Annotated in this window: 16 protein-coding genes; 7 read left to right on the top strand and 9 right to left on the bottom strand. The window is 67.9% G+C overall.

Going from position 1 to position 19,950, the window contains the following annotated elements; genetic code table 11:
* Window positions 1-9: 9 nt before the first annotated feature.
* The 5 genes from AC0KTA_RS23705 to AC0KTA_RS23685 all read right to left on the bottom strand — a co-directional run bounded on the left by AC0KTA_RS23705 (window position 10) and on the right by AC0KTA_RS23685 (window position 4,540).
* On the bottom strand, window positions 10-1,653 hold the full coding sequence (locus AC0KTA_RS23705; RefSeq protein ID WP_481050233.1) for a choice-of-anchor A family protein: 1,644 nt from the start codon (window positions 1,651-1,653) through the stop codon (window positions 10-12).
* A 70-nt stretch (window positions 1,654-1,723) separates the two neighbouring features.
* Window positions 1,724-2,581: a fumarylacetoacetate hydrolase family protein gene (locus tag AC0KTA_RS23700; protein ID WP_481050232.1), complete on the bottom strand. Its 858-nt coding sequence runs from the start codon at window positions 2,579-2,581 to the stop codon at window positions 1,724-1,726.
* Window positions 2,582-2,737: 156 nt separating this feature from the next.
* Window positions 2,738-3,499, bottom strand: coding sequence for a YidC/Oxa1 family membrane protein insertase (locus AC0KTA_RS23695; RefSeq protein ID WP_481050231.1), 762 nt, complete (start codon window positions 3,497-3,499; stop codon window positions 2,738-2,740).
* Between the two features lie 106 nt (window positions 3,500-3,605).
* The gene (locus AC0KTA_RS23690) at window positions 3,606-3,917 is read right to left on the bottom strand and encodes a DUF6412 domain-containing protein (RefSeq protein ID WP_481056536.1); all 312 of its coding nucleotides are present in this window, start codon (window positions 3,915-3,917) and stop codon (window positions 3,606-3,608) included.
* Window positions 3,918-4,009: 92 nt separating this feature from the next.
* Window positions 4,010-4,540, bottom strand: a complete 531-nt coding sequence (locus AC0KTA_RS23685) for a winged helix-turn-helix transcriptional regulator (protein WP_481050230.1) — start codon at window positions 4,538-4,540, stop codon at window positions 4,010-4,012.
* A gap of 84 nt (window positions 4,541-4,624) precedes the next feature.
* Here AC0KTA_RS23685 and AC0KTA_RS23680 point away from each other — a divergent pair, with 84 nt between their 5' ends.
* Window positions 4,625-6,079 (top strand): MFS transporter, encoded by a 1,455-nt coding sequence (locus tag AC0KTA_RS23680; protein ID WP_481050229.1) that lies wholly within the window; start codon window positions 4,625-4,627, stop codon window positions 6,077-6,079.
* On the opposite strand, the gene AC0KTA_RS23675 is transcribed toward AC0KTA_RS23680, so the two are convergent.
* The 3 genes from AC0KTA_RS23675 to AC0KTA_RS23665 are packed head-to-tail and all read right to left on the bottom strand — an operon-like array spanning window position 6,076 to window position 8,708.
* Window positions 6,076-7,650 (bottom strand): sodium:solute symporter family protein, encoded by a 1,575-nt coding sequence (locus AC0KTA_RS23675; RefSeq protein ID WP_481050228.1) that lies wholly within the window; start codon window positions 7,648-7,650, stop codon window positions 6,076-6,078. The two genes, AC0KTA_RS23680 and AC0KTA_RS23675, sit on opposite strands and share 4 nt — an antisense overlap.
* Window positions 7,647-7,850 carry a DUF3311 domain-containing protein gene (locus AC0KTA_RS23670; protein WP_481050227.1) on the bottom strand — a complete coding sequence of 68 codons (204 nt, stop codon included), beginning with the start codon at window positions 7,848-7,850 and terminating at the stop codon, window positions 7,647-7,649. The genes AC0KTA_RS23675 and AC0KTA_RS23670 overlap by 4 nt, the downstream gene beginning before the upstream one ends.
* A 24-nt stretch (window positions 7,851-7,874) precedes the next feature.
* Window positions 7,875-8,708 (bottom strand): class E sortase, encoded by an 834-nt coding sequence (locus AC0KTA_RS23665; protein WP_481050226.1) that lies wholly within the window; start codon window positions 8,706-8,708, stop codon window positions 7,875-7,877.
* Window positions 8,709-8,910: 202 nt separating this feature from the next.
* Between AC0KTA_RS23665 and AC0KTA_RS23660 the strand changes: the two genes are divergently transcribed.
* From AC0KTA_RS23660 to AC0KTA_RS23645, 4 genes are all read left to right on the top strand, one after another.
* Window positions 8,911-9,984 (top strand): SEC-C domain-containing protein, encoded by a 1,074-nt coding sequence (locus AC0KTA_RS23660; RefSeq protein ID WP_481050225.1) that lies wholly within the window; start codon window positions 8,911-8,913, stop codon window positions 9,982-9,984.
* A gap of 204 nt (window positions 9,985-10,188) precedes the next feature.
* The gene (locus tag AC0KTA_RS23655) at window positions 10,189-11,718 is read left to right on the top strand and encodes an ATP-binding protein (RefSeq protein ID WP_481050224.1); all 1,530 of its coding nucleotides are present in this window, start codon (window positions 10,189-10,191) and stop codon (window positions 11,716-11,718) included.
* 59 nt (window positions 11,719-11,777) lie between these two features.
* Entirely contained in the window at window positions 11,778-14,663 is a 2,886-nt protein-coding gene (locus AC0KTA_RS23650) for a Z1 domain-containing protein (protein ID WP_481056535.1), read from the top strand.
* Window positions 14,664-14,701: 38 nt separating this feature from the next.
* A complete protein-coding gene (locus AC0KTA_RS23645) occupies window positions 14,702-17,845 on the top strand; it encodes a DEAD/DEAH box helicase (RefSeq protein ID WP_481050223.1) in 3,144 nt (1,047 codons plus the stop codon).
* 4 nt (window positions 17,846-17,849) lie between these two features.
* Here the strand turns inward: AC0KTA_RS23645 and AC0KTA_RS23640 are convergent, their stop codons facing one another.
* Window positions 17,850-18,488, bottom strand: a complete 639-nt coding sequence (locus AC0KTA_RS23640; protein ID WP_481050222.1) for an ATP-binding protein — start codon at window positions 18,486-18,488, stop codon at window positions 17,850-17,852.
* A 222-nt stretch (window positions 18,489-18,710) separates the two neighbouring features.
* Here AC0KTA_RS23640 and AC0KTA_RS23635 point away from each other — a divergent pair, with 222 nt between their 5' ends.
* A complete protein-coding gene (locus tag AC0KTA_RS23635) occupies window positions 18,711-19,559 on the top strand; it encodes a helix-turn-helix domain-containing protein (RefSeq protein WP_481050221.1) in 849 nt (282 codons plus the stop codon).
* Entirely contained in the window at window positions 19,556-19,753 is a 198-nt protein-coding gene (locus AC0KTA_RS23630) for a DUF397 domain-containing protein (RefSeq protein ID WP_481050220.1), read from the top strand. The genes AC0KTA_RS23635 and AC0KTA_RS23630 overlap by 4 nt, the downstream gene beginning before the upstream one ends.
* Window positions 19,754-19,950: the final 197 nt, after the last annotated feature.

The raw sequence follows: 19,950 nt of genomic DNA, 5'->3' as shown, positions 1-19,950 counted from the left end.
CGGATCCGCTCAGTCGGACTGGTCCTCGGCGCGGCGGCGCATCATCACCACGAACCCGACACCCGTGCCGACGAGGGCCGCGGCGATCGCCCCCACGAGGGCGAGCTCACCCGACGAGGTGTCCGAGCCCGTGTCGGCCATCTCGTCGTGGTGACCGTCGTGGTGACCGCCGTGGTGGGTCTTGGACGGGTGCGGATGCGGATGCGGATGCGGATGCGCGGACGACTTGGACGGCTCCGGGCTCGGCCAGGGGTCGTCGCTGTCGGACGGGTCCGGGTCGGGGTCGGGCCACGGGTCGTCACTGTCGGAAGGATCCGGGTCCGGGTCCGGGTCGGGCCAAGGATCGTCACTGTCGGACGGGTCCGGGGACGGCTCGGGGCCGTCGCTGTCAGACGGGTCCGGGTCCGGGGACGGCTCAGGACCATCGCTGTCCGACGGGTCCGGGTCCGGGTCGGGGGACGGGTCCGGGCCGTCGCTGTCCGACGGGTCCGGAGAAGGCTCGGGATCGTCGCTGTCCGACGGGTCCGGAGAAGGCTCGGGATCGTCGCTGTCCGACGGGTCCGGAGACGGGTCCGGGGACTCCGTTGGAGACACCGTCGGCGTGGGGGACGGTGACGCGCACGACGGCAGGTCGCCGTTGAACGGGTACGCGTGGATCTCCTGGCCGCCGCCCACCAGCGAGGTGTGGGTGAGCGAACCCACCGTGAAGAAGCGGCCGTTCATGCCGGGCAGCGTCACCGTCGTCGCGCTCCCCGGCGACCCCACGAGCACGCTCCCCTGGAACTGCCCGCTGCCCGCGAACCGCACGGAGCTCGCGTCGGGCACGTTCCACAGGAGCCGCTCGCGCAGGCCGCCCGGCAGCGATCCGCTGTAGGTGCGGACCGTGCGGGCGTCGCCGAAGAGGTTCACGAGCACGGTGGCGCCGGCCGGGATGTTCCGGAACACGATGCCCTGGTCGCCGCCGCTCCTGCTGACCATGTCGAAGTCGACGTTGAAGACCTGGATCTCGGACGTGCCGTCGCCGGTGAACACGGTCTCGCTGCCGTTGTTGACCGCCGAGCCCGTGACCTCGCGGGGCGACCCGTTGTCGTACGCGTAGCACTGGCTGGCGGCCGTCAGCCGGTCGGGCAGGGTGGCGTACGCGTCGGCCGCGTCCGGGTCGTGGACCGCGGGCGGCCTGACCGTGCCGGTGAGCATGTCCCCGTACCGTACGACTCCGGAGACCGAGCCCTCCTCCGCGAGCAGCCGCTGCCCGGCGGCGACTCTCAGGTCGCCGCCCGCGGTGAGGAAGTCGGAGCCGTTGGGCGGCGGCACCCGGGAGCCGACGCCGGCCACGCCCACGTTGTAGACCTGGGAGGCCCCGGCGCGCTTGTTCATGTCGAAGTCGCCGAGCACGACGACCTTGCCCTCGGCCTCCGCGGCGGCCTCGCGCACCAGCATGTTCTCGCCGACGAACACGTTGATGTTCTCGTCGCGGCCCGTCACGGGGCCGTTGTTCGTTTCCGGGTACGTCTCCGGGCAGGCCGTTCCCTTGCAGGGGCCGAGGCCGCCGGGCAGCGGGTCGGCGACCCCCGGCCCGGCCAGACCGCCGACGACGGCGGCGGCCGCGACGGTGACAGCCGCCGCCACATACGCTGAACGTTTTCTTCGCATACACGGAAATATGCGTAATTCAGACAAAAGTAGCGGGCGACACGCTCACCGCCTCCCCCATCGGGGGGCGTCAGGCCCCCTTCAGCTCCTGCCGCTGCCGCCCGAGCCCGTCGATCTCCAGCTCCACCACGTCCCCGGCCCGCAGGAACGGCTTCGGCTCGGGCTGCCCGAGGGCGACCCCCGCCGGCGTACCGGTGTTGATCACGTCGCCCGGGTACAGCGTCATGAACTGGCTTACGTAGCGCACCACTTCCGCGACCGGGAAGATCTGCCGGTCCGTCGTGCCGTCCTGCTTCAGCTCGCCGTTGACCCACAGCCTCAGGCCGAGCGCCTGCGGGTCCGGCACCTCGTCGGCCGTCACGAGCCAGGGGCCGAGCGGGTTGAACGTCTCGCAGTTCTTGCCCTTGTCCCAGGTGCCGCCGCGCTCGATCTGGAACTCGCGCTCGGAGACGTCGTGCGCGACCGCGTACCCCGCGACGTGCGCGAGCGCCTCCTCGTGCGACTCCAGGTAGCGCGCGGTGCGCCCGATGACGACGGCGAGCTCGACCTCCCAGTCGGTCTTCACCGAGCCGCGCGGCACGAGCACGGTGTCGTTCGGCCCGACCACGGTGTCCGCCGCCTTGAAGAACACGACGGGCTCGGCGGGCGGCTCGGCGCCGGTCTCGGCCGCGTGGTCGTGGTAGTTCAGGCCGATGCACACGACCTTGCCGATCCGGGCGAGCGGCGGCCCAACGCGCAGCCCGGCCGGGTCCAGGGCGGGCAGGGTGCCCGCGTCGGCGGCGGCGCGGACGCGGCCGAGCGCGGTGTCGTCGGCGAGCAGCGCGCCGTCGATGTCGGTGACCGTGCCGGACAGGTCGCGCAGGGTGCCCCCGGCGTCGAGCAGCGCCGGGCGCTCGGCGCCCGCCGTACCGACTCGCAGCAGCTTCATGGTCTGACTCCCTCTGGTCGAGCTGGGGCCCGGCCGGTTCGGAGGTGCTCCGACGGGGTGCGGCCATCGGAGGTTTGGCCGATCCTCCAAGCTGGACGTCCGCTCCGCAAGACCCCGTTCACGTACTGGACCGTCACATCGCGTCGTCGGGGACCGTCACATCGCGGCGGCGGTCCCCACCGCACCGGCCCCGGTCGGCATGTCCCGGTACAGCACGGCCCGCTCCACCGCGCTCCATGTCGTACTGGTCACGACGTACAGCGCGGCCGCCAGCGGCACCACGGCCACCGTGAAGAGGGTCATGAAGGACATGAACGGCATGTACTTGGTCATGGCGGCCATGGCGTTCGCGCCGGGCGCCTGCGCGTCCCCCGTCGGCAGGGCGGACCCCGCCATCTGCCGCTTCGTACGCCGGTAGTTGAAGGTCGCGACGGCGGCGACGAGGGCGAAGAGCGCGAGGTAGAGCAGCCCGGCGGCGCCGAAGGGGCCGCCGTCGCCGAGCGCGTCCGCCCAGCGTCCGCCGAGCGGTGCCGCGAACAGCTTGTGGTCGAGGAGTTCGTTGGCCTTGCCGCCGATGCTCGAGCTGGAGAACAGGTGGTAGAGCAGGAAGAAGGCGGGCAGCTGGAAGAGGCCTGGCAGGCAGCCGGACAGCGGGGACACCTGCTCCTTGCGGTGCAGCTCCATGAGCGCCTTCTGGAACTTCTCCGGGTTCTTGGCGTGCTTCTTGCGCAGCTCGGCGATCTGCGGCGAGAGCTTGGCGCGGGCCTTCTGGCCGCGGGCGGCGGCCCGCGACAGGGGGTGGACGAGGAGGCGTACGCAGGCGGTGACCAGGACGATGGCGGCGGCCATCGCGGCGCCGTGGAAGAGCGGCGCGAGCAGGTCGGCGAGGTCGGCGACCAGGCTGGCGAAGACGGACATGGGTGAGCCCTCCGGGGGTCTCGTCGTGCCGGGAATGCCTCAACGGAGGCGTGGGGGGCGGCATGACGACCCGCGCGGGGTCAGAGAACGGAGCTGCTGAGAGTCCCTACGCGGCCGTCAGGAGGGGACGGCCGGGTGCTCGCGGGCGGGTGCGCCCACGGGCGTCGGGATCGCGCTGCGGCAGGAACGCGGTGCGCTGCTCACGGTCGCGGATGGCGGTCCGCACGCGGGTGCGCGGCACGGCGGGCGCGCAGCGCGCGGACAGCAGCGAGCACAGGGCGAGGGCGGAGCCCGCGGCGGCGGTCGCGGCGAACGCGACGGCGGCGGAGAGGCTGCCCGTGTCGGCGAGGACGGTCTCGACGAGGAGGAAGAGGAACAGGGCGGCGGGGCGCAGCGCGGCGGTCCACTTGCCGATCATGTTCTTGACCGGGTTCCCGCTCACGTCACCACCACCTCCTGCCATGGTCCTTGTACGTGTACGCCGTATGCGTACGAATGTGCTGCTGCCGTTTATACAGGATCGAGCCGGAGCGGCTGAAGGAGCCTGCGGGGCCCGAGCAGCGCCCGGCTGACCGGATCGGCCGGGTCCATATCGAGCCCGGGGCCGGGCAGCACCTCCACGTCCTCCAGCGGTACGAGGAGTCCGCACGCCGGGCACTCCCCCGCGAGGCCGACCTCCGTACCGCACTGGGCGTGCCGGTAGTAGCGCAGCGGCACGCCGTCGGCGAAGGTGTCGCGCCCCCAGGCGGCGAGCGCGCGCACCGTGGGCCACAGGGCGCGGCCGCGCTCGGTCACCACGTACTCGTGGCGCCGGGGGGCGTCCGCGCAGGGCCGCTTCTCCAGGACGCCCGCGTCGACAAGCGTCTGCAGCCGGGCGGCGAGGACCGCGCGGGGGATGCCGAGGTGGACGAGGAAGTCGTTGTACCGCCGCACGCCGTAGAGCGCGTCACGGACGACGAGCAGCGTCCAGCGCTCGCCGACGACCTCCAGTGCGCGGGCGACGGAGCACTGCTGCGCCGCGTAGTCCTTGCCGAGAGCCATGGCCCCCACTGTAGCCACTTTACCGAGATGAGGTTCATTCATTGAACTTCAAATGCTACGGTCGTCCGCATGCCAACAGGTTCAATGAATGAACTTAACTCCTCGTCAACGCTTCCCACCCACCGGGCCGGAGGCCACCCCGCCCACCGGGCCGGAGGCCATCCCGCTCCCCGGGCCGGAGGCCGCCCCGCCGCGACCCTCGCCGTCACCGGCGCCGCGACCGCCCTGACGCTGATGACGTACAGCGCCCCGATGGTCACGCTCTCCGACACGGCGGCCGCCCTCGGCACCCCGCTCTCCGCCCAGGCCTGGCTCCTGAACGGCGCCCCGCTCGGCCTCGCCGCCCTGCTCCTGGTCGCGGGCAGCCTCGCCGACGACTACGGGCGACGGCGGGTCTTCCTCTCCGGGATCGTCGCGCTCGGCCTCACCACGGCGCTCGGCGCGCTCGCGGACTCCACCCTCGTCTTCACGCTCACGCGCGTCGCCCAGGGCGCGGCGAGCGCGGCGATCCTCGCCAGCAGCCTCGGCCTGATCGCGCACGCGTACCCGGCGGGGCCCGGGCGGATCCGCGCGATGGGCGTGTGGGGCGCGTGCGTCAGCGGCGGCATCGCGGTGGCCTCGCCGTTCGCGGGGAGCCTCGCGACCCTCGCGAACTGGCGGCTGCCGTACCTGGCGCTCGGCCTGCTCGGGCTCGCCGTCGCCGCCCTGTCCCCGCGCGCCCTCACCGAGTCCCGCGCGCCGCGCGACGGGCGCCCGGACCTGGCGGGCGCGCTGACCTTCGGCCTCGCGCTGGTGGCGCTGCTCGCCGCGCTCACGCTGGGCCGCGACGGCTGGCTGCGCGCGCCCGTCGGCGCGCTGCTCCTGCTCGCCGTGCTCCTGACCGGCGCCTTCGCGTACGTGGAGCGCCGCTCGGCCACGCCCATGCTGGACCTCGGCCTGCTGCGCCGCCCGCCGTTCCTCGCGGCGACCGCGGGCGGCCTGTTCACCGGCTTCTCCGTCATCGGGCTCTTCAGCTACCTGCCGACGCTTCTGCAGCAGGCCGACGGCATGTCCGCGATGGGCGCGGCCTGGCTGTTCGCGTACTGGGCCGGCATCTCCCTGGTGGTCGCCCTCCAGGCCAGGCGCCTCGCGGGCAAGGTCTCCGCGCGGCACCAACTGGCCGTCGGCTTCGGCCTGCACGCCGTCGCCCTCCTGACGATGCTCGGCGCGGTGGCCGCGGACTCCTGGACCCGCCTGCTGCCCGGCCTGTTCCTCTCGGGCGTGGGCAGCGGCCTGCTGAACGCGGCCCTGCCCCGGCTCGCGGTCGAGTCCGTGCCGGCCGAGCGGGCCGCGATGGGCTCGGGCGCCAACAACACGGCGCGCTACATCGGTTCGGCGGCGGGCGTGGCCCTGATGATCGCGGTGGCGACGGCGTCGGGCTCGGCACCGGGCGACCTCGCGCACGGCGCGGACGTGGCGCTGGTGGTGGCGGCGGGGCTCGCCGTGCTCGCGGCGGTCAGTGTCGTACTGCTGCGGGAGCGGCGCGGGACGCCGGGCTAGCGTCGTACTGCCGCGGGAGCCGCGCCGGACGCCGCGCTGACATCCCCGCCCTCGGCCTCGGCCTCGGCCTCGATCGGGTCCCGCGCGAGCACGTCCGCGTCCGGCCGGCTGTCCCGGTCGGCGGGCCCGGCGTACGAAACGGCGAGCGCCACCGCCAGATTGGCCACGAGCGCGAGGATCCCCGCGTTCACGCCGAACACCGGGTCGTGCTCGGTGAAGACGAGCCCGCACACGATCGCCACCCCCACCACGAGCCCGCTCACGGCCCCCGCCAGGCTCAGCTTCCGCCACACCAGGCCGAGCAGCAGCATCGGGACGAGCTGCGCCATCCCCTCGTACGAGATGAGGGAGAGCCGTACGAGGGTGTTGGGCGCGGTGTACGTCATGACGAGCGCGACCGCGCCCGCCGCCACGACCACCGCCTGCGAGGCCCGCTTCTGCCGCGCGGGCTCGCCCCACCGCGGCAGCAGCGACAGCACACTCCTGCCCCACATCGTGCCGATGACCAGCATGAACACGGCCATCGGCACGATGGACGACAGCGCGGCGGCGACTCCGACGAGGCCGACGACCCAGGCGGGCAGGGAGTCCACGACCAGCTTGAACAGCGCCAGGTTCGACCCGGCCCCGGTGAGCCCCGGCACCACGAACAGGGCGGCCATGCCGAGCAGCATGGGGACGAACAGCAGGATGTTGTAGGCGGGCAGCAGGACGGCGTTGCGGCGCAGGCCGTCGGCGCTGCGGGCGCCGAGGTACCCGGCGACGGTGGTCGGGAAAATGCAGACCGTGAGGGCGTTGAGGAAGGTCGTGGTCGCGAACCAGGCCCCGCCGTACGGGCTGCCGCCGCTGCCGGGCAGCGTCAGCCACTCCCCCTTCTCCCGCACGACCCGGTCGAGGAAGTCCCCGTACCCGTCGAAGTAGTGCAGCGGCACGTACACGACGAGGAAGGCGAGCGTGCCGATCACGAGGACGTCCTTCAGGACCGACACCCAGGCGCTGCCGCGCAGCCCGCTCACGACGACGAACCCCGTGGTGACGGCGAAGCCGATGAAATAGGCCCAGTTGAGGCTGATGGCGCCGTACGAGATCGTCGAGACGACGACGCCCATGCCCGTGATCTGCAACTGGATGTACGGCAGCAGGAAGACGGTCACGAGCACGGCGACTCCCGCGCCGAGCCAGGGGCGGCCGTAGCGGTGGGCCACCATGTCGGTGATGCCGACGAGCCCGTGGCGGCGGGCGTAGGCCCAGAGCATTGGGCCTACGACGTACCCCACCGCGTACCCGCACGACATGTAGGCGACGACGTAGAGGACGGGCGCGCCGTAGTTGTACCCCCAGCCCGCGGCACCCAGATAGCTGAAACTGGTGTAGCCCTCGCCCGCCATCAGCACCCAGATGAGCACGGTCCCGAGGGACCGCCCGCCCACGGACCACTCGGCGAGCGCGCCCTTCGGGGAGCTCTCCCGGGCCCCTCCCTTCCTCCCCCGTACGGCGAGCAGCCCGAGGCCGACGGTGGCGACCATGAAGACGGCGAAGATGGTGGTGGCGACGGTGGCGTTGGCGTTCATGAGGCCCGCCGCTGCTTCTGGTCACCGCGGTAGGCGAGCCAGACGGTGATGGGCGTGAGAAGCGTGGCCGCGAGCAGCCACGCGAACAGGAAGGGCAGCCCGAGGACGAGGGGCCGTACGCGGTTGACGAAGGGCAACGCCCCCACGTACAGCACGAAGGGCACGAGGAGCCACAGGAGGTGGGGGCGGCGCTTGATCACGGGGCAGCAGCCTAGCCGGGCCGCTCAGCGGGGCCGCATGGACGTCAGCTTCCCCCACACCACGAGCCGGTACTTGGAGGTGTACTCCGGGGTGCAGGTGGTGAGGGTGAGGTAGTACCCGGCCTGGTCGTACCCGTGCCCCGGTCGGACGGCGCTGCGCGGCACGGGCGCGATGACGCCGCCGTCGCGCGGGGAGGTCCGGTCGAGGGTCTTGTCGACGGTGTACGTGTAGACGGCGTCCCGGGTCCCGACGGTGAGCCGGTCGCCGGGGCGCAGCCGGTTGATGTACCGGAACGGCTCGCCGTGCGTGTTCCGGTGCCCGGCAAGCGCGAAGTTGCCGGGGCGGCCGGGCTGGGCGGTGCGGGGGTAGTGGCCGACGTACCCCTTGTTGAGCACCCCGCCCTTGGCGACGCCTTCGGCGATGGGGGCGCGGAGGCCGAGGCGGGGGATGCGGAGGACTGCGTAGGCGTGGTCTGTAGGGGGTCTGGCGGGGGCGCCTTGGGCGGGGCGTTGGCCGGGGGTGCGCCGGGGCTGGGGGGCGCCGGTGTCACCATGGCCGGACCCGCTGTCGCCGACGGCACCGGCCCCGCCACCACCGGACGAAGAGCCCTGGCCGCTCCCCTCCCCCTCACCCTCCCCCTCTCCCCACTCCCGCTCCAGGGTGTCGACCTTCTCCTCGGCGGCGGCGCGGGCCTGGCGGTTGGTCCACCAGAGCTGATGGACGACGAGGAGGAGCAGGACGAGGCCGAGGGTGAGGGTGAGTTCGGCGGCGTACCAGAGGGCACGGACGACGGGCCGCCGCCGGGCGGAGCGCAGCCCATGAACGACAACGGGAACGTGCCCCCGTACACGAGACACCGGACCACCACCTCCAGCAGAGGCCCGCAAGATAAGGGCAGAGCCCTCAACAGACCAGACCCGCACCAGACCCGGACCAGACCCGGGGACCAGTCCCAGGCCAGACGCGCGCCTCAGACGCAGACCCAGACCGGACCCGCGCCGACGCGACCGCGCTGCACGCCATACACCCCACCCCGGGAACGGCAGTACGGTGTCACCCATGCGCCCCGACACGCCTGCCGACCACGTCGACCACATCGCCGAAGCGGAGCGCCTGGAGCGCACCGCGGGCCTCTACCCGGAGGACGCGGAACACCTGCTGCTGCAGGCCGCGGCCCACTTGGAGCTGGCCGACGCCCGCGACCGCGCGACGACGCTCTACGACCGCCTGATCTCACCCTCGGCCCCGCACCCGCCGGAGAACCCGACCCTGATCCGCGCCCTGAAGGCCGCGAACCTCTGGGAGTACGGCCACGAGGCGGAGGCCAGGGCGATCATCGAGGGAGTCCGCGGCACGGCACCGGCGGACGCGGCGCCGTGGGTGATCGTGGCGGAGGCCCTGGAGGCCCACGACGAGCTGGACCAGGCGCACGAGACGTTCACGCAGGGGTTGGGGCGGTTGCTGCCGGCGGGCGAGGCCGCCGTGGGCGACGGCGGCGAACCCCCGTACCCCGCCCACCCGCTCCTCTTCGGCCGCCACCGCGTACGCCGCCTCCTGGGCGAGGCCCACGACGCGTGGGACGCCCTGGCGGACCGCGTCCACCGCTCGCGCGCAGCGGCGGCGGGCCGCACGCCGGTCCCCCTGGACGAACTCCACGACCCGAAGCGGATCTGGGCCCTGGGCTCGGAGAACCCGGACGAACTCCGAGCCGAAATCACCCGCCTCCAGGCAGAGTTGGGCTCCTACCGCGAGGCCCTCTCCCGCCCGTTCCCGGTGGCGGTCCTCCACTGGCCGTCGACAGAACTCACCGAACTCCTGGCGGCGTACCCGTCCCTGTCGGCCGAATACCCGTCCCACGAGGCCCACTTGGCGACCATAGAGTCCTCCCTGCGGGAACTCGCCGCGTCCGGCACCCCCAACTTGGGCATCGTGACGGGAACGGTCCCGTCCTACGAAGCCTTCGCGGCTTCGGAGGGCGCTTCCCCGGACGATCCGTCGCTGTTGCCGCAGTACGCGACGACGTTGGCTGCGCGGGGGCGGGCGGTGGGGTGGCCGCCGGAGCGGGGGGCTGGGTGTTGGTGTGGGTCGGGGGTGGCGTACGGGGAGTGCCACGGCGGTGACGGCAGCGCCTGATGGCGGTCGCATTACTCACCCGAGATCACGCACCTGACCAAACCGTCGGGAGTTCCTGCCCGCTCTTTCAGGCCGAATATCCCCGCGTATTCGGGCCTGACTCCTCTGTACGTAGCCGCTGCGCTACGGTCAGAATCAAAAGGTTGACCTGGCATGACCGCGACTGCAGTCGCGGTCATGCCCCGTATGCGCCCAAGGAATTCCATGCCCTACCAGCAGTCCGCTGACTGGCAGTTCGATGTACCGACGAGCGGCAGTAAGCGGCTGCCACCCGCACCGCGCTCCGTCGAATCGCTGACCCACCAGGGCTATGGCTTCGAGGCGGCCATCGCCGACCTAGTCGACAACTCCATTGACGCAGGCGCACGCAACGTCGTCGTCAGCTTTCTCCGTGACGCCGACAGGCTGGTCAGCCTGCTGGTCATCGACGACGGCCACGGCATGAACGACGCGACTCTCGACACCGCGATGACCGTTGGCGGCCGCGAAGGCTACACGGACACTGCCCTCGGCCACTTCGGTGCGGGCCTGAAAGCCGCCTCCCTTTCCCACGCCGACGCGCTCACCGTGATCAGCCGCACTAAAATCAGCCCGTCGGCGGGCCGCCGCTGGCTGACCGCCCGTGCGAAGGCTGACTTCAGCTGCGACATCGTCGAGCCAACGTACTGCCAGGATCTCGTCGACCGCTACGACGGCGTCATTGGCTGGAACGGCACCATCGTGCGCTGGGATCAGGTCCGCGCCTTTGAAACGATCACCGCGGGCCAGGCCGACCGCTACCTCAACGACACTATCGAGAAGCTGGAGACCCACCTGGGTCTCTATCTCCACCGATTCCTCGCGCGCGAGGATTTCCACGTCGACATCGCTGTCGAGGACGTCCGGACCAGGGAAGTACTGGACCACCGCGGCGTCGAGCCCATCGATCCCTTCGGATACCGGATACCCGGCCGTGCGGGCTATCCCCGCGAGTACGCCGCGCCCGTGGAAGGCATCGGCGACGTCACACTCACCGCGCACATATGGCCGCCCAAGTCCCCACTGGTCAGCTTCCGCGGCATCGGACCGCTCGCCGAGCGGCAAGGCTTCTACATCTACCGGCACGACCGGCTCGTCCAGGCCGGTAGCTGGAATGAGACGCGCAGCGCCGAGGGCCACCTCAGCCTCGCCCGGATCGCCATCGACCTGCCAGCCGAGCCGAATGACGTCTTCAGCCTCACAGTCAAGAAGGACGGCGTGCGGGTCACCCCAGCCTTCGCCCGCGGCCTGGAAAAGGCCATCGACGCCGAGGGCCACAGCTTCACCACATACCTCCAGGAGGCCGAAGCCACCTATCGGGAAGCCGCCCGCCGCCGCACCGAAGTCAAGCGCAAGGCGGTCATCCCCCCGGGTAAGGGCATGGACCCGAAGCTGAAGCGGACCCTCCGGGACGAACTCCCACAGTTGGAGGGTGAGGATCCGATCACTTTCCGCTGGGCCGCTCTCGACTCCGCAGACTCGTTTTTCGAGATCGACCACAAGGACCGCTCCGTCACCCTCAACAAGGAGTACCGGCACGCCTTCAACGGCGGTAAGCGTGGCGGCTCCAATGACGCACCCGTCGTCAAGAGCATGCTCTACCTGATGCTCAACGAGATCTTCCAGAAGGAGCGGGTCTGGGCGAACCAGACCGACAAGATCGCGCTGTGGAACAGCGTGCTCGTGACCGCAGCCCGTTCCGAACTCGCCCGCTGAAGGATCTCGTTGTGACCTGCGACTCCCTGATCGACCTGCACGGCGAAGTCCTTGACGCCATGAGCCGCCGAGGCCCCAAGGACTTTTCCAAATTGGCCTTTGCGCTCGCTGAAGCCGACGAGCCCGCCGACACCGCACTGGCCCACTTCCTCGACCGGCTGCTCGCCGCCGCCCCCGGCGATGAACTCATCACGCTCTGGAGCAGAAGGCTCAGCGCCTGGGACTTCGAGCCGCACCCCACGTGGTCGGAGGCCCCCGCCCGCACCGACGAGCGCCGGTCCGATGCCTATACCCGCCTCGGCTTCGGCGCTGATCTGCGCAAGGCGCTGGACGCGGCGGTCCCGGTCTTCAAGGAGCCAGGCCCGGCCACCATCAGCAGGGACTTCAAGCCCTGGTACTCGCGTGAGAGCTCGGCCAATCGCTCCTTTTACTGGACCGCGTACGAGAATCTGCTGCGCCGCAAGGGCTGGAGCGCCACTGCGGTGTCCGGGCTCGACGAGGCCACACACGCCGTCGTCGAGCGCCTCTCCGATCCCACCCGCGAGGAGGCCTATGGTGCGCGCGGCCTGGTGGTTGGTTACGTCCAGTCCGGCAAAACCGCGAACTTCACAGGCGTCACAGCCAAAGCGATCGACGCGGGCTACCGCCTGGTGATCGTCCTCGGCGGCACCCTGAACCTGCTGCGCGGCCAGACCCAGCGGCGTCTCGACATGGAGCTGATCGGCCGGGAGAACATCCTGGGCGCCGCCGACCCGAACGATCCCGACGCGCTGGTCGGTATCGACTATCAGGACGACGAGGACTGGCCGGCCAAGTTCGTTTCGCATGGCGCCCGCCCCTCCGCCCTGCACGCCTTCGACATCGAGCGGCTCACCTCGCGCGACGAGGATTACAAGAGCCTGGCCCGCGGCATCAGTGCCCTCGAATTCGAGAAACGCGACCGCACACGGCCGCTCCACGATCCGCAGAACCTGCACCATGCGGCGGCCCGCGTCATGGTCGTCAAGAAGAACAAGTCGGTCCTCACGAAGCTGGTCAAGGACCTCAAGAAGATCGGCCCCATCCTCGGCGAGATCCCTACTCTCATCATCGACGACGAGTCGGACCAGGCATCGGTGAACACCACCGATCCGAAGAAGTGGGCAGCGGGCAAGGTCAAACGCACCGCCATCAACGGCCTGATAACCGACCTCCTGGGCCTGCTTCCCCGAGCCCAGTACGTCGGCTACACGGCCACACCCTTCGCGAACGTCTTCATCGACCCGGGCGACGATGACGACATCTTCCCCCGTGACTTCCTGATCTCGCTTCCCCGTCCAGCCGAGTACATGGGCGTCCAGGACTTCCACGACCTCGATTCGGTCATCCCGGTGGAGGAAAGGACGAACGCCAACTCGCAGGAGAAGGCCCACGTCCGCGGCATCTACGACTCCACGGGCGACCGCATGCAGGAAGCGATAGACGCCTTCGTTCTGTCGGGTGCGCTGAAGCTGTACCGCGCAGACCGTGGTGTTCCGGACGGCCCGTTTCGCCACCACACGATGCTGGTCCACGAGTCGGTCAAGATGGACGACCACAGCGCCCTGGCTCTCCGCCTCAACTCCATGTGGCACGAGGCGGGTTACACGGGCACGGCGGGTCACGACCGCTTGGCGGCCCTCTTCGAGGCGGACTTCGCGGCGGTGTCCTTGGCCCAGGCCGCAGACTTCCCCGCCCCCTCTTCGTACGACGAACTCCGCCCCTACGTCAGCCGGGCTCGCCAGTTGATCAACTCTGGTGGTAGCCCCGTAGTAGTGGTGAACGGCGACACCGACCGGTACTTCGCCCAACTCGACCTCGATTTCGACCGCACTCCGCACGTCTGGAAAATCCTGGTGGGCGGCACGAAGCTGTCCCGGGGGTTCACGGTGGAGGGGCTCACAATCACGTATTACCGGCGCACGACACAGCAGGCGGACACCCTGATGCAGATGGGTCGGTGGTTCGGCTTCCGGCCGGGGTATCGGGATCTGGTTCGTCTCTATATCGGGCGCGAGGAGATGTACGGACGCGGGAAGCCAGCCGACCTCTACGAGGCATTTGAGGCCGTCTGCCAGGACGAGGAGGCGTTCCGCAAACAGCTTTCGCTGTACGCCGAGATGGTTGATGGACGCCCCCAGGTGACTCCCAGGGAGATCGTTCCCCTTGTGGAACAACGCCTTCCGTGGATCAAACCGTCTGCGCGCAACAAGATGTTCAATGCCGAGTTGGTGCAGGAACGTTCTCCAGGACAGATCGTCGAACCGACCGCACACCCGGTCGCGCCACAAGACCTCAGACACAACACCAACCTATGGCTGCCTCTCCTCGATCAACTCAGCGACAGCCCTGAGGAGTTCAGTTACCACCACGAGGCTCGCGGCCGCACATACCGACTTTCCGCGCTCGTCGCCTCACTCAGTCACAGCTCACTCATGGGTGTACTGAGTGAACTCAAGTGGTGGAACCCGGCTACCTTTCGGCCGAACCTCGAATATCTGAAGGGTCTAAGCCAGACCCCTCACTTGATCGACGACTGGTTACTGATCGCGCCGCAGCAGACATCTGGGCGCCGCGTTGAGGCCTCGATCAGCGGAAGCAGAACGCTCGCCATCTCACACCGTCAGCGCCGTCGTGTTGAACTCTTCGGCAGCATCAGTGACCCGAAGCACCGAGCAACGGCTCTCCGCATTGCGGGAGCGCTGCCACCAACATCCGACCCAGTGACAGAGAAGTTCGCCACACCACGTCGCGGGGCCATCCTCCTCTACCCGGTCATCGAGGAGGACCCCAAAACAGCCATATCCAGTCAAGGAACCCTCCAGCCCTCCAAGGTGGCGATGGTGTTCTCCCTAGTGGCACCAGCATCAGCAATCGAGCCGAACACCGGGCTGCTGCAATTCAGGGCGAGCAATTCGTCGACGTAGAACTTCAACGTGGTGTCTTCCACGAGAGGGACGAGAGCATGACTGATGTGGCAGGTCACAACAAGCCGGCCTCTGGACTGTACGAGCAGCTCATCACCCTGCGGCTTGAAGACCGCTTGAAGGAACTCGGCAGAGACGGCCGGAGGGCCATCGACGGTGTGGTCGGGTCCGAGTCGGCCCCGCACGTCCTCGCTCGGCATGTGGCCGAGACCGTGCGCCGTGTACTCCAGGACCTCCCCGAGGCTGAACGAGTGCACGCGGCCAACCACATCTTGGAATCAGTCGGCACTCTGGCTGGCGCGCGCGAGTGGGTCGACCTCGTAGCCGAAAGCCCACGCCAACTGCTCGCTATCGCCGAGCAGGAAGCCCCGGATGTTTACGCGATCCGTCCCGAGACGCCACTCTCCGAGGCCACGCTGATCACCAACTCCCCCGAAGACCCCAACCTCGGCTTCGAGTTGCGCGCCGAGATTGCGACAGCGGACCGCATTGACCTCCTCTGTGCTTTCGTGAAATGGCATGGCATCCGCGTTCTTGAGCAGTCACTTCGCGCTGCCCATAACCGCGGGGTTCCCATCCGAGTCATCACCACCACATACATCGGTGCGACAGAGCGGCAGGCACTTGACCGCCTGGCCAGCGAGTTCGGCGCCCAAGTAAAGGTCAACTACGAACTGCGCTCCACTCGACTGCACGCCAAAGCATGGCTCTTCCGCCGCAACAGTGGGTACGACACCGCTTACGTGGGCAGCTCCAACCTCTCCAGGGCTGCGCTTCTTGACGGCCTCGAATGGAATGTCCGCATGTCATCAGTGGCTACGCCTGCTGTCCTGCGGAAGTTTGAGGCGACGTTCGACTCCTACTGGAGCGAGCCCGCATTCGAGAGGTACGACCCTGAGGGCGATGCAGCTCGGCTTGACGGCGCGCTAGCTCAAGCCAGTGGGCGTACTCACGGAACTGGAAGGAATACCATCACTCTCTCCGGCCTTGAAGTCACCGCCTACCCGCACCAGAAGGACATGTTGGAGCGCTTGGAAGTTGAGCGCTCGGTACGTGGCCGCCACCGCAACCTCCTAGTTGCCGCGACCGGAACCGGCAAGACCGTGATGGCGGCGCTCGACTACAAGCGGCTCCGTCGCCAGATGGGGCGCGATCTACGACTCCTCTTCGTCGCCCATCGCAAGGAAATCCTGGACCAGTCGCTGCGGACGTATCAGGGCGTGCTCAATGATGCGAACTTTGGCGAGCTCTTCTACAGCGGCGAGATCCCGAGGGACTGGACCCATGTCTTCGCAAGCGTCCAGTCCCTCAACTCCCGGGCGCTGGAGAGACTTTCCCACGACCATTTTGATGTCATCGTCATCGATGAGTTTCACCACGGGACGTCTCCTACGTACCGAAAGATCATCGATCACTTCACACCGAGCGAGCTGCTTGGTCTGACAGCTACGCCCGAGCGTATGGATGGAAAGAACATCCAGGATGAGTTCTTTGAGGGACACATCGCGGCCGAGATGCGGCTGTGGGAAGCCCTGGAGAACGACTTGCTCAGCCCATTCCACTACTTCGGGATTAGTGACAACACCGATTTGAGCTCCGTGGAGTGGAAGCGCGGCTCTTACGACTCGGCTTCCCTCAGCAACGTCTTGACCGGAAACGACGTACGTGCCCGACTCGTGGTGAAGGCCGTACAGGAGAAGATCGCTTCCCCAAGCTCCATGCGCGCGCTCGGGTTCTGCGTGTCTGTCGCACACGCGCACTTCATGGCTCGCTACTTCCAAAGGGCTGAGATCAACGCCGTCGCGCTCTCCGGTGAAAGCCGTCGAGATGAGCGAGAACAAGCACTCACCGACCTCAAGGTCGGCAAGATTCAAGTGATCTTCTCCGTCGACCTTTTCAACGAGGGTCTCGACATTCCTGATGTTGACACTCTGCTCTTGCTCCGCCCCACCGCGAGCGCCACAGTCTTCCTGCAGCAGTTGGGGCGCGGGCTACGCCGTACCGAGGACAAGGCCGTTCTCACGGTTCTCGACTTCATCGGACAGCACCGTAAGGAATTCCGCTTCGAGAACCAGTTCCGCGCCCTGACGAACCTCACCAGGAAGCGTCTCCTCGACAACCTGACCCACGACTTCCCCATGCTTCCGTCGGGCTGCCAGATCATCCTGGAAGCCAAGGCCAAGCAGGCCATCATCAAGAACATCAAGGAGCAGCTGAACGTCAACGTGACGGCACTAGCCCGCGAGGTCTCCACGTACGCTGAGACTCGCCTTGCCGCCTACCTAGAGGAGAGCGGTCGCGAGATCAAGGAGCTCTACCGCGGAGGCAACGGCAACTCGTGGACCAATCTGCTGCGCCGCGCCAACCTGCTCGCCGACGCCGCTCCCGAAGGCGAGTCGGAACTGCTGAAGCGCATCCCTTCTTTTCTTCACGTGAACGACCGCGAGCGTATCGAGATGTACCAGCGGCTGCTAGCCAATGACGCTCCGTCCTACGACTCCTTGAGTCCAGTGGAGCAAGGCTACGCCCGCATGCTGTTCTTCAACTTCTGGGACAAGGCTGGTGGTTACTCGTCATACCAGGACGGGTTGACAGCCTTGCGTGAGCACAAGGCTGTCAGAGAGGAACTCCATCAAGTCCTCGACCACTGTCTGGCTACTGCAGATCACTTCCCCCTCCCGCTGGAAGGCCCGCACAGCGACCTCCCCATGAAAATCCACAGCTCCTACAACCGCTCCGAGATACTTGCGGCGCTCGGGGTGGCCCGCTTCGGGGGGCAGATGCCGGGGTCCTTCGCGCAGGGTGTGGTTGACGCCAAGGAGATTAACTCTGACGCACTGCTCATCACGCTAGAGAAGGACGAGAAGGACTTTTCACCAACGGTCCGGTACAAGGACTACGCGATGAGTCCGACCAGGTTCCATTGGGAGTCACAGAGCACAACCGACGAGGACTCCACGACGGGTCTCAGGTACCGCGAGCATGCACAACGCGGGAGCCACATCCTGCTCTTTGTTCGCCGATACAAGAACACAGATATCGGGGGCGCCGAGCCGTGGATGCTCCTCGGACCGGCCCGCTACGTTTCCCATGAAGGAACCAAGCCCATGGCGATCACGTGGGAACTCGAGCAGGAGATGCCGGCTGATGTGTGGACGTACTCGGCGATCGCCTCGAACTAGCCGCCTAGAGCCGGTGGTTGGCCGCTTCGCCAATTCCGCTCTCTGTCTCGAAGTGCATCTGCGCCCGATCCAACGCCTCATCGGGGTCACACCCATGCGCCCGGAGCCAGTGGAGGAGGTCGGCGATCAGATCGATCGCGACCTCCTCCGCCACCGCGACACCGACACGCCCTGAAGCTGGCGCCCACCCCCGACTAACGCCGCCGTAGAGCAACAAGTGTTCTTCCGCTCGCCCCACTCTCGTGGATTCAGCGGGCCCATCAGAGGTGCCCGGTTCGTTCGCCAGCTCGCACCACACGATTTTCGAGTCACCACAGAGAATGACACCCCACCGCTGCTCGGACACCGCGTCGACGACAGTCATTCCCCGTCCCGACTCCCCATCAGGGGCAGCATCAAGGAGTGTCGGAAGCGCCCGAGCATCGGAGTCGCGCATTTCGATCCGGAGGTAGGGGTCCCGCATGGTCACCGTGAGGGACGCGGCGGTGCCGACGCCCACATGACGAATGACATTAGACGCCAACTCCGTGACGCATGTCTGGGCCGCTTCGACCAGCTCCGGCAGCCCCCACAGAGTCAGCCGAAGCTTCAAAGTGCGGCGCAGCCCGGCGACTTCGCGCGGCTCAGCAGAGAAGTGCTGCATCCAGGGCTCCCGCCGGGCACCTTCGCTCACGCAGATCATCGCCACCTACTTCCCGCGCGCCACGCCACACCGCGCTGTGTGATTGCCCATCACTCTCAGTGAGAGAGTCCCAGTGCGGATCCCGTTGTGCAACATGCACGAAGGGATTCCCCCTAAGGGGTGATTGGCGTCCCTCGCTGCTTCCGATGAGATAGAACTTCCGCTACAGCACGAGGAGTTGCCATGCCTGGTTCCCCGACCGCGCGCCGTCGCCGACTGGCGATCGAGCTCAGGAAGCTGCGCGAAGACAACGGCTTCACCTGCAGCCACGTAGGCAAGGAGCTGGACTGGAGCAGTTCGAAGGTCAACCGAATGGAGACGGGTCGGGGCCGAGTCCAGCCGTCTGACGTGGACGCACTGTGTCGCTTCTATGGAACATCTGATGAACTGCGTGATCTCCTCAAGTCCTTGGCGAAGGAGTCAAAGACCAAGGGCTGGTGGCACGCTCACGGAAACGCAGTGCCTTCATGGTTCTCCGTGTACGTGGGTCTGGAGCAGGCCGCCTCTAGCCTGCGCAGCTACCACAGCGAGTTCGTCCCTGGATTGCTCCAGACACCTGAGTACGCCTCGGAGCAGAGCCGTGCGTGGGTCGACCACACCGCCGATGAGATCCAGGGCATGGTCGATGTACGGATGCGACGCCAGAGCCTCCTGATGAGCAACAGTGCCCCTGACTTGTGGACCGTCGTGCACCAGGGTGCTCTGATGCATGCCGTGGGAAGTCGACAGGTCATGGCGGGCCAGCTCGAACGTATGCTGGAAATGGCGAAGCTGAGGACAGTAACGATCCAGGTGCTGCCGTTCGATGCAGGTGCCTATCCCACGACGGGGTCGTTCACTGTTCTTGGTTTCCCAGAGCAAGAGGACCCGGATGTGGTGTATCGGGAGGGTTTGACCGACTCCGTCTATCTCGAGGACCCCAAGGACGTGGACCTCTACACGAAGGCGTTCGATCACCTCAGGGCGCTGGCATTGAGCCCGCAGCGATCAGCCGTGCTGATCAAGAGAGTTATGGAGGAGCACTCCCAATGAGGTTCGCCTCAAGTGTCCGATGGCACAGGAGCAGTTACAGCAACGGCATGGGAGGGGAGTGCGTCGAGGTCGCCGCAGACACCGAACGTATTGCCGTGCGGGACTCCAAGGCCCCGCTCGGGCCGCAGATCACCATGAGCGCTCCCGCTTGGCAGATATTTGTGGGAGCGATGCAATCAGCGAGCTTGGGCTAGTTGACCGGTTGGTTGGGGTCGCGGATGATCGCCCCTGCTCGCGCTAGGAACACGGAGTGAGCCTCCGTCATCTGCCGGCTAGCGCGCTCCCAGCGGGCCCACCCCTGACCCTGACCTCCTGAAGCTGAAGCACTGCCTCCTTGCGCGAGCCTGAGAGCTTGTGTCGCCTCGATCGTGGTGACCGCAAGTTCATGCGC

The sequence above is a fragment of the Streptomyces sp. Y309 genome (assembly GCF_056712025.1).
Note: the sequence above shows the minus strand (reverse complement) of the source record. Positions and strands in the feature narration are given on the sequence as shown.